Genomic DNA, 8,015 nt, shown 5'->3' with positions numbered 1-8,015 from the left:
AGGACTCCGAGAGACCTCCTACACACCGTTCACCCGTCCACTTGACCTACTTGGACTGGCCTGACCTGCAACGATCAGACTTTGAATCAGCCCTGGGACAGGGACGCCAGCCGACGTTGTGGAATCCCGAGAGTCGTACAGCGTTCCGGTGCTGGTGGTGGAGGCCGTGCCGCCGCCGGTCGTGCCGCTGTTGCCCGAGGTCCCGCTGCCCGCTCCGTCCTTGTTGATGGTGTCGATGGTGTCCTTGGTGCAGCTGTAGTTGCCGGAGCCGCAGCTTTCGAGGCCGGTCGGATCGCTGCGCGTGCCTGGGTTGTTGCTCGCGTAGGTGTGGCCGTTGAGGGACTGGGCGTCACCTGTGTCGAGGACGGGGTCGACGCTGAGGAAGCGGCCGGTGGTGGTGTCGTATTCGCGTGCGCCTATGTAGGTGAGACTGGTGGTGGGGTCGGTGGTTTTACCGAGGAAGGTTTTGTCGTCCGTTTGCCGTTGACGTACAGCTGGATCGTGTGCGCGGCCGCGTCGTACACGCCGGCCAGGTGCGTCCACACCTTCACCGGGGGTGAGGGGACGGCTGCGTGGGCCAGGCGCAGATGGCCGGGCCAGCCGGGCCGCGCGGGATGGGGCACGGCCATCTCCGCCAGCAGCAGCGCCGCGTCCACGGCCTTGGTGCCCTCCTCACGCAGCACGGCCGCCACCACCGAGCGGTTCGCCACATCGAGAGCGATCGTCAGCTCCGGGCGCACCGGCTTCCCGTCCTCGCCGACGGCCATCACGTCCAGCCGGGTGGTGTCGACCTGCACCAGCTCGCCCGGCCGCAGCGCCACCGTCGGCGTGTACGGCCGTACCGGCGTGGTGGCGGTGCGGGCCGGCCGTCCGGGATGCTCCAGAGGATCGCCACACACCGTCCCCGGCTGGGCAGGACGGCCTCGCGCCGGGCGCCGACGCTGCGATGGCGGCTCCCGGCCTGGCCGTCCCGTCCGGCTCGGGAGGCTGGCGGGCGAGGGTGACGTGGATGGGCAGGTCGGGGCAGCGTGCCAGGCCTTCGGCGAGGGCGGCTTGTTCCGTGGGGTCGACGGCGAGGCCGTAGCGGGTTTTGTCGGTGACCCAGTCGGCGAGGTACTGGCACCGGTAGCCGGCGTAAGGGGGCAGCCAGGTACTGGGGTCCTTGTCGGCCTTGGACCGGTTGGAGGCCGCGGACACCGCGATGAGGGCGCGGGCGTCGTCGAGGTCGTTGGCGTAGGCCTCGCGTTCTTTCGGTGTCCAGGCGGAGGCGCCGCTGTCCCAGGCTTCGGCGAGCGGTACCAGGTTCCGCCGGTCAGCACGCAATTCGGCCCCACGGCGGGAGCGGTGACGGCTTCGGTGAGAAGGACCTCGGCGCGGGTGTTGCAGCCGTTCTAGTCGGCGTCGGTCCAGTGCTTGAACTTGGAGCGCTCGTAGCCTGCCCGGCTCTCGTCTTGGACGACCAGGCCCTCCAGGGAGTCACGGACGGGAAGGGTGACCCGTGTCACCGGGAGCATGTCGAGGAAGGTGGCCGGCGGGTACGGCGTGGGCGGTGGCGGGGACAAGCAGGGCGGCGAGTGAGCAGAGTCCGGTGGCAGCGGCACGGGAGGCGCGGGCGCAACGCACGATGGGCTTCCTCTCGAAGATCACAAATTGTCTTTGATCTTCGTAGCGGTCCCGTGCCCTCCCTGGCCACGCGTTCGGCCAGGTGATCACTCGAGCGGGCGGTAAGTCACATAGGAGCGCGTGAGGTGCCGGTGGTCGTGGGTCGGCTCTCTGTGGTCACGAGTCCACCGTTTCCCGGTAGGTGCCGACGGACCGTGGCCCGGCAGTGCTGCCGCGAGTGCTCGGTGCCGACTTCGCATGGTGCGGAGTGTCGGCTTCTGCGTGGATCGATGTCATGGTGGAGGTGTGCATTCGGCGTGAGGGGGCGCTATGTCGGTGGGAATGCGCTGGGTGACGGCTGTGTCGGCTGCCGTCGTGACCTTCGTGGGTGTGCTGTGGCTGGCGGGCACGTCACTTTTCGGCTGGCTGCCCAGAACAGGAACCGATCACTGGACGGTGGCTACGGCGTTCGCCACCGCGGCGGCCGGCGCGGTGTGCGCTGCGTGCGCGGCATGGATCGGCAGGAGCCCTGGCGGCCAGCCGTCGGCGGCTGTCGGAAGTGTCGTGCAGAACGCCCGCGCCCATGGGGGACAGGTGACCCAAGTGGGTGGTAGCCAAGGGGTGCCCTCGCGGGGGGAGGCTCCCACGCCGCCTCGTGATGTGCGCCAGGATGCGTCCGCCGGCCACAGCGGCAGCATCTTGCAGATCGGCGACGACGCCCACCTACCGCCTGGGCAGAGCGACTGAAGCGACGTCGCAGCGTTTTCTGGTACAGGGGCGTGTCACCTTCCCAGCCCGTCCCGCGAAGCTGCCTCCGCGGCCGCCGCCCGGCTGACGAGGGCCCGGTTGGCTTCTGTCAGGTCGCCGCACATCACATGCAGGCGCGCGGCCTCGGTGAGCGCGTCTATGGCTTGGGGATAGTGCCGTTGTGCCGTCAGCGCGAGACCGAGGTTGTTGAGTGCGTGCCCCTGTCCCGACTGGTTGCCCAGACGCCGATAGGCGGTGTGCGCACGCTGGTGGAGGGTGATGGCTTCGTAGTGGCGTCCCACAGCCTGCAGTGCAACCCCCAGATTGTTCTGCGCGTCCGCCCGCCCCTTCGGGTCCGAAACGGTCACCGCTTGCTCCAAGGCCTTGATGGCGGCCGCATTGCGTGACGTGCGCAGCAGGGCCACACCGAGACTGTTCAGCGCTTCGAGCTTGCGCGTGATCATGGTCGGGCCCGCTGTGTCGGCAGCGCTCACGGCTTGCCGGTAGGCGTCGACTGAAGCGGAAAATTGCTGTTGCTTGTCCAGGCACCAGCCGATCGCCATCCATTGCCGGTGAACGTCTTCTTGATCGCTGAGTGAGGTTGCCACCTCGACGGTCTGCTTCCTGACGTCGACCGCCTCGTCGTACCTCTGCCGCCGTTGCAGCGCTGCGCTCAACATATGAAGCGAAACCTGTCGGCCGGCCGCATCGCCTGCCCTGACGAAGGCGTCGGCGGCCCGCGCGTACGTATCGATCGCGTCGTCAACGCGATCCAGTGATTCCAGGGCGAGAGAGAGATTGACCAGAGTTCGGGCCTCCGCGGCATGGTCGTCGCAGGCGGCATGGATGGCCGCCGCTCGCTCGTTGACTTCCATAGCCTCGGTGAAGCGTTCGACTTGAAGGAGTAGAAAACCTCTCCGGCCGAGTGCGCTGCCCTCGCCGTGGCGGTCGGCGCACGAGGCGCTGCGATCGCCGGCCGCAGCGAGCGTTTCGATCGCCCTGTTGGTCTGCCCCGCTCCGTCAAGGGCGATGGCGAGCTGATGCAGGGCCTGCCCCTCCGCAGCGGGCAAGTTGTGTCCTTGCGACTTCTGTACGGCCGCGGAGGCCCGAGCGATCGCCTTGGCGTGCTGACCCGCCGAGGTCAGGGTCCTGGAGAAATTGCCGAGAATCATGCTTTCGACTTCAGGTTCGTCGAGAGCGGCGACGATTTCCACGGCGCGGGTGAAGAGCGTTATGGCCTGCAGACTTTGACCCGCCTCTCGCAGGCTGTTGCCAAGGTTGTTCAGACTCACGACGTGGCTGACGTGATCGCCGTAGTCCGCGAGGAACACACCGGCCCGGGTGCACAGTTCGACGGCTTCGTCGAAAAGCTCAAGCTGGGCGAGCACGCTGCCCAGGGTGTCCATCGCCCGGGCCTCGCCGTAGCGATCGCCGGCCGCACTGCGGACGGCGACAGCGCGTCGCAGCACATCGGCGGCCTCCGTGTGCATACCCGCCATCTCAAGGACACGGCCCAGATTGGTCAGTGCCCTGCCTTCGGACGCTGAGTCGCCGGCGGCCGAAGCCAGATCCGCGGCATGACGGTGGACGTCGGCGGCTTCGGCGAACCGTCGGGCTCCCAATAGGGCGTTGCCGAGGTTGTTGAGGATCGTGGCCTGCTCCAGCCCGTCGCTCGTGAGCGCAACCGCCTGCACGTGGAGATCAACGGCTTCGTCCGAGCGGCCCAGTCCGTGCAGTGCGCTGCCGAGCGAATCGAGCACCATGGCCTCGAGGACGCCCGTCGCGCGGGCGATAGGCACAATTTGCTGTATCACACGGACCGCCTCGCCGAAGTGACGCTGCGTCAGCAGATACTCCCGCACGGCCATTGCCAGCCATACAGCGTCGAGCTGTCGGTCGTCAGGGTGGATCGCGTCGAGGACCGCCACCAGATTGAGGCGTTCGGCGTCCAGCCACGCCAGTGCTGCGGCGCGTCCGGGGAAACGTGTGGGCGCATCCGCATCCTTGTCCTCACCGGCGTCGCCAAGGGCACGCAGAACGGTGTCCGCGTCCTCGGCGTAATCGGCGTAGTGCCGCACCAGCCTGCCGAAAGCGTCGGCCTGCTCACCAGCCTCGTCATCGGTCAGGCCGATGACGTACGCCCGGACCAGGTCGTGCATGCGCCATCTGCCACCGCCCACCGGTTCTTCGGCGAGCAGGTTGGCCGCGGCCAGAGCGGCCAGGCGAGTGCGGGCTTCACGCTCATCCACATGGGCCAAGGCGGCCACGGCCGTGGTTGACACATCAGGGCCGGGATTCAGCGCGAGTCGGCGGAACGCCTGCGCCGGACCGGCCTGCAGACGCCGGTAGGAGAGTTCGAGCGCGGACTCCACCGCCAGGATCTCCTCGCCCTCCTGATGGCGTAGCGCCCGTAGACGCCGGTTCATGTCGCGAAGGTCGTCGGCTATGGTCTCCATCCGCAGCCCAGGATCGGCGACCAGCAGAGCGGAGACGATGTGCAGCGCGAGAGGTAGACAGCCGCAGCGTTCGACCGTCGACGCAAGCGCCTGCGCTTCCCTGGCTGCCCGCACGTCCGCTGGATCGGCCTGTGCCAGCGCGCGGGTGACCAGCGAGGCGGAGCTGCTCGCGCTCAGCACCTCTACCTTCACCAGGCGGGCCGGCAGCGACGCGAGGCGATCACGCGATGTGGCCAGCAGCCGGTGCCGCGGCCGGGCGGGCAGCAGACGACGTACGGCGCCGGCGTCCGCAGCGTCGTCCACGACGACGAGCACGCGCTTTCCCGCATCATCGAAGCGCCCCAGCACGGCTTGGTACAGCGCTGCCCGATCGTCGACCGCCGTCGGCATCTCAGGGCTTTCGACGCCCAGCCCCCGCAGCAACGACTCCAACGCCTGTCCCGGTGTCAGTGCCTCGCCCGGCCGGTATCCATGCACGGCCACGAACAGGCAGACGGAGAACCAGCCGCGTTGCCTCGCCTCCTGTGCCACATGCAGGATCACAGCGCTCTTTCCGACCCCCGCCATGCCCACTGCCACCGCGGCCCCCGCTCCTGAAGCCGATTCCTGTGCCAGCTCGAGCAACTGCAACAGATCGTCCACCAGCGCCTCGCGGCCGACCAGACACTCCGGTGCAGCCGGGAGCATGTCCACCGGACGCAGGGGCAGCTCTCGCCGCGCGCCGCCCTCGTCGTGCATGTGCAGGTCGCCAGCGACCTGCACCACACGTCCACCGCGCACGCGCGCCCACTGATTCACACCAGAGGCTTCGGGCTGTAGGCCGGGGTCACCGCCGGACACTGCGTCCCCCAGGCACAATCAGATGCTCCTGACCGGGCGCCTGGCGCGGCTCGAGTCCGCCCCACCCGTCCGCTGGACACGAATCGGCGAACACCCACCCGACATCACGCATATCGACCACCCCCACCCCGGCTATGCCCCCCAAACCCGGCACTCATCCTTTCCAGCGCACACCGACCGCAACGGGGCAGGAAACACGGGTTGCTCGAAGCCCGGCAAACCGGCTGCGTGTGCACCCACCCGGCCTTGCATAGCGTCCCGCCGCCGAACGAGCCACGGATCGTGCAGGCCTCCTACCGAACAGCTTCTTTCAGCGGATGTACGGAGCAGGCATCGGAAGCCGGCTGGTCCACCTCAGCCGCGCTCGGGCTGCCCCCGAGCGCCCTGGGCAGGATCCGGCCGTCAAACTTTGAGGGCCGGCACGTGCAGCCGGATGTGTGGACCAGGAGCAGAAACGCTGCCTGCTGCGGCGGGGGGCATGGCGCGGCTGGAGGCAAGTGCATCCGGAGGACGACACTCCTTTTGCTGTTCACTGCCCCGATATGCACTGTATGCGCTCTTGAGTAGGGGTGGCGAAAGGTAGCGCTTATGGCGTGAGTGGCGAGAGGTCATATGCGGTGTTCGTGCACCGGGCAGACTTCCGTGACGGACGGACCGTAGTGGCTTCGTCGCAAGGTGTTTCATCTGAAGTCGTGCGCCTCATATAGCTGTTCGAGGATCGCCCGCGCAGGACACACCTCTGCACCAGCGATCTCTCAAGGAGGCATCGCGCACACGTACGGCGTGTGCCGAGAACACGATGTCGACATCTCTTTTCCACGATGCGGGCGCTCAGTACATAGCTTCGGTCATGTCCGCGCTCACATTGCTTGCCGGGGGCTCATTGTGGAGATCCTGGCGGCGTAGGTCTCGCCAGCGAAACCCGGAGGAGCTCCCTGTTCCGGAGTCCGGACGCGCGGAGCCAACCGAGCTTGAGCGCGGCCTCGTTCTGCCGGCGCGGACACAAGAGCCGGATACGTCGTCTGACGGACGACGCGAGGTGTCGTCATGAAGACGACACCCGGTTCGGAGGACGCGAAGAACCTGAACGGACAGCACAATCGGGCCCGTGCGTGGGCCCTGCTGACCGAGAAAACCGATGGAGTCCGTCGGCTTCCCCACTACGACAGGGACTCGCCCGGCCGCTTGCGGGACGTTGCTCGCAACTACGACCGCATCTGTCAGCGTGCAGAGGGTGTCCTGCAGCCTGACGCCACAGAAGCCGAGATCCTGGCCGCGCTCCTGGCCATTCGCATGCTCCGGGAGAAGCTCGACCACGACGAGCTCAAACTCATCACCTTGGCGCGCATCAAACGGATCACATGGGCGCGCATCGCCGAGTGGCAGGAGCTGAGCGGCCGCCAGGCTGCCGAGCGACGACACCTCCAACTCGGACGCGCCTACACACGCCCTGACGGAACCGTCCCCTCCACGCAAAGCGAGAGAGTCGAGTACGCCCGTGACCTCCGTAGCCGTCGTGCCGAACGGCAGTGGGCCCTGAACCATGCTCCGCGGATCCGCCGTGCCGCTGCACAGTTGGCAGCCATCGAAGACCTGCAGCAGCGTGTGGACGGCTCCCACGAAGCCCGGATCATGCATGCCATCCGTCACGGCAAGGAGGCGCCACTGCGCGAGACACCGCAGGAGCCGCTTGTCTGGCCCAGGGCCCTACGCGAGTGCGTCGCTGAGAACGAGCGTTTCCTCAGGACCCCGCCGGCCCCGGTCGACGACGGCCTCGACGCCGACTGGCAGCGCGAGCAGCAGGAGGCCGACATCGTGCACCGCCTCCTGGGCTTGATCAGCTACGCCGTCAACCGCAGGAATATTGAACTGAGTGACCTCCCGGACTTGCGCGACGCGATTTTTGATCTCTGCAACGACTCTCAACAGGCGACGAAGGGCCGACACTGACCCTGCGCGATCTTGGTGGCTAATTCCAACTCTCATGCTGTGAGGCTTAGTTGGAGTCTGGCGAGGTGGCAGTGATTGGCGCGGTCGAGGGGGCGGCCGTGCCACCAGGCGTGGAGTCGGATGAGGTTGAGGGCGGCGGCGCTGGTGGTGTGGTCGAGGTGGGTCTTGGCCAGGCTGCGGTAGCGGGCTCGGCGTAGTCCGGTGGTGTGGGTGGCCTGGCGGATGGTGCCCTCGACCCCGGCCCGCAGTGCGTAGTCGCGCTGCCAGGTGCCGTCCCGCTGCTGGGCGCGGGCGGTGCGGATCGTCTCGGTGAGCTCGCGGGGGTAGAGGCTGAGCCGGCGGCCTTTTCGTGAGTTGGTGCACTGGTTCTTGAAAGGGCAGGGGATGCAGTCCAGGGCGGCGAAGGAGACGACGGTCTTG

Annotated in this window: 5 protein-coding genes and 3 pseudogenes; 2 read left to right on the top strand and 6 right to left on the bottom strand. The window is 67.6% G+C overall.

Annotation, left to right across the window (positions count from 1 at the left end; genetic code table 11):
• Positions 1–118 precede the first annotated feature (118 nt).
• Positions 119–259: a hypothetical protein gene (locus ABZV34_RS35675; RefSeq protein WP_356286254.1), complete on the top strand. Its 141-nt coding sequence runs from the start codon at positions 119–121 to the stop codon at positions 257–259.
• 20 nt (positions 260–279) lie between these two features.
• On the opposite strand, the pseudogene ABZV34_RS35670 reads toward ABZV34_RS35675, so the two are convergent.
• The 5 genes and pseudogenes from ABZV34_RS35670 to ABZV34_RS35650 all read right to left on the bottom strand — a co-directional run.
• A pseudogene (locus ABZV34_RS35670) lies at positions 280–474 on the bottom strand (RHS repeat-associated core domain-containing protein); the annotation flags it as partial.
• An 86-nt stretch (positions 475–560) separates the two neighbouring features.
• Positions 561–887, bottom strand: a pseudogene (locus ABZV34_RS35665) (transposase); the annotation flags it as partial.
• 211 nt (positions 888–1,098) lie between these two features.
• Positions 1,099–1,323: pseudogene (locus ABZV34_RS35660) on the bottom strand (HNH endonuclease); the annotation flags it as partial.
• Positions 1,324–1,391: 68 nt separating this feature from the next.
• Entirely contained in the window at positions 1,392–1,514 is a 123-nt protein-coding gene (locus ABZV34_RS35655) for a hypothetical protein (RefSeq protein WP_356286251.1), read from the bottom strand.
• A gap of 870 nt (positions 1,515–2,384) precedes the next feature.
• Positions 2,385–5,570 (bottom strand): tetratricopeptide repeat protein, encoded by a 3,186-nt coding sequence (locus ABZV34_RS35650; protein ID WP_356286248.1) that lies wholly within the window; start codon positions 5,568–5,570, stop codon positions 2,385–2,387.
• 1,122 nt (positions 5,571–6,692) lie between these two features.
• On the opposite strand from ABZV34_RS35650, the gene ABZV34_RS35645 reads away from it, so the two are divergent.
• Complete coding sequence (locus ABZV34_RS35645; RefSeq protein WP_356286245.1) at positions 6,693–7,595, top strand: hypothetical protein; 903 nt, start codon at positions 6,693–6,695, stop codon at positions 7,593–7,595.
• Between the two features lie 32 nt (positions 7,596–7,627).
• On the opposite strand, the gene ABZV34_RS35640 is transcribed toward ABZV34_RS35645, so the two are convergent.
• The coding region (locus ABZV34_RS35640) for a transposase (RefSeq protein ID WP_356286242.1) at positions 7,628–8,015 on the bottom strand (388 nt) is incomplete at its 5' end.

Source organism: Streptomyces sp. NPDC005195, from assembly GCF_040608315.1.
Classification (GTDB): Bacteria; Actinomycetota; Actinomycetes; order Streptomycetales; family Streptomycetaceae; genus Streptomyces; species Streptomyces kaempferi.
This window is presented reverse-complemented; position numbering and strand designations above follow the sequence as displayed.

Bases quoted from the DNA above. Each gene is read 5' to 3' on its own strand.
- ABZV34_RS35645 (WP_356286245.1), top strand. From the start codon at position 6,693: ATGAAGACGACACCCGGTTCGGAGGACGCGAAGAACCTGAACGGACAG.
- ABZV34_RS35655 (WP_356286251.1), bottom strand. From the start codon at position 1,514: ATGCTCCCGGTGACACGGGTCACCCTTCCCGTCCGTGACTCCCTGGAG.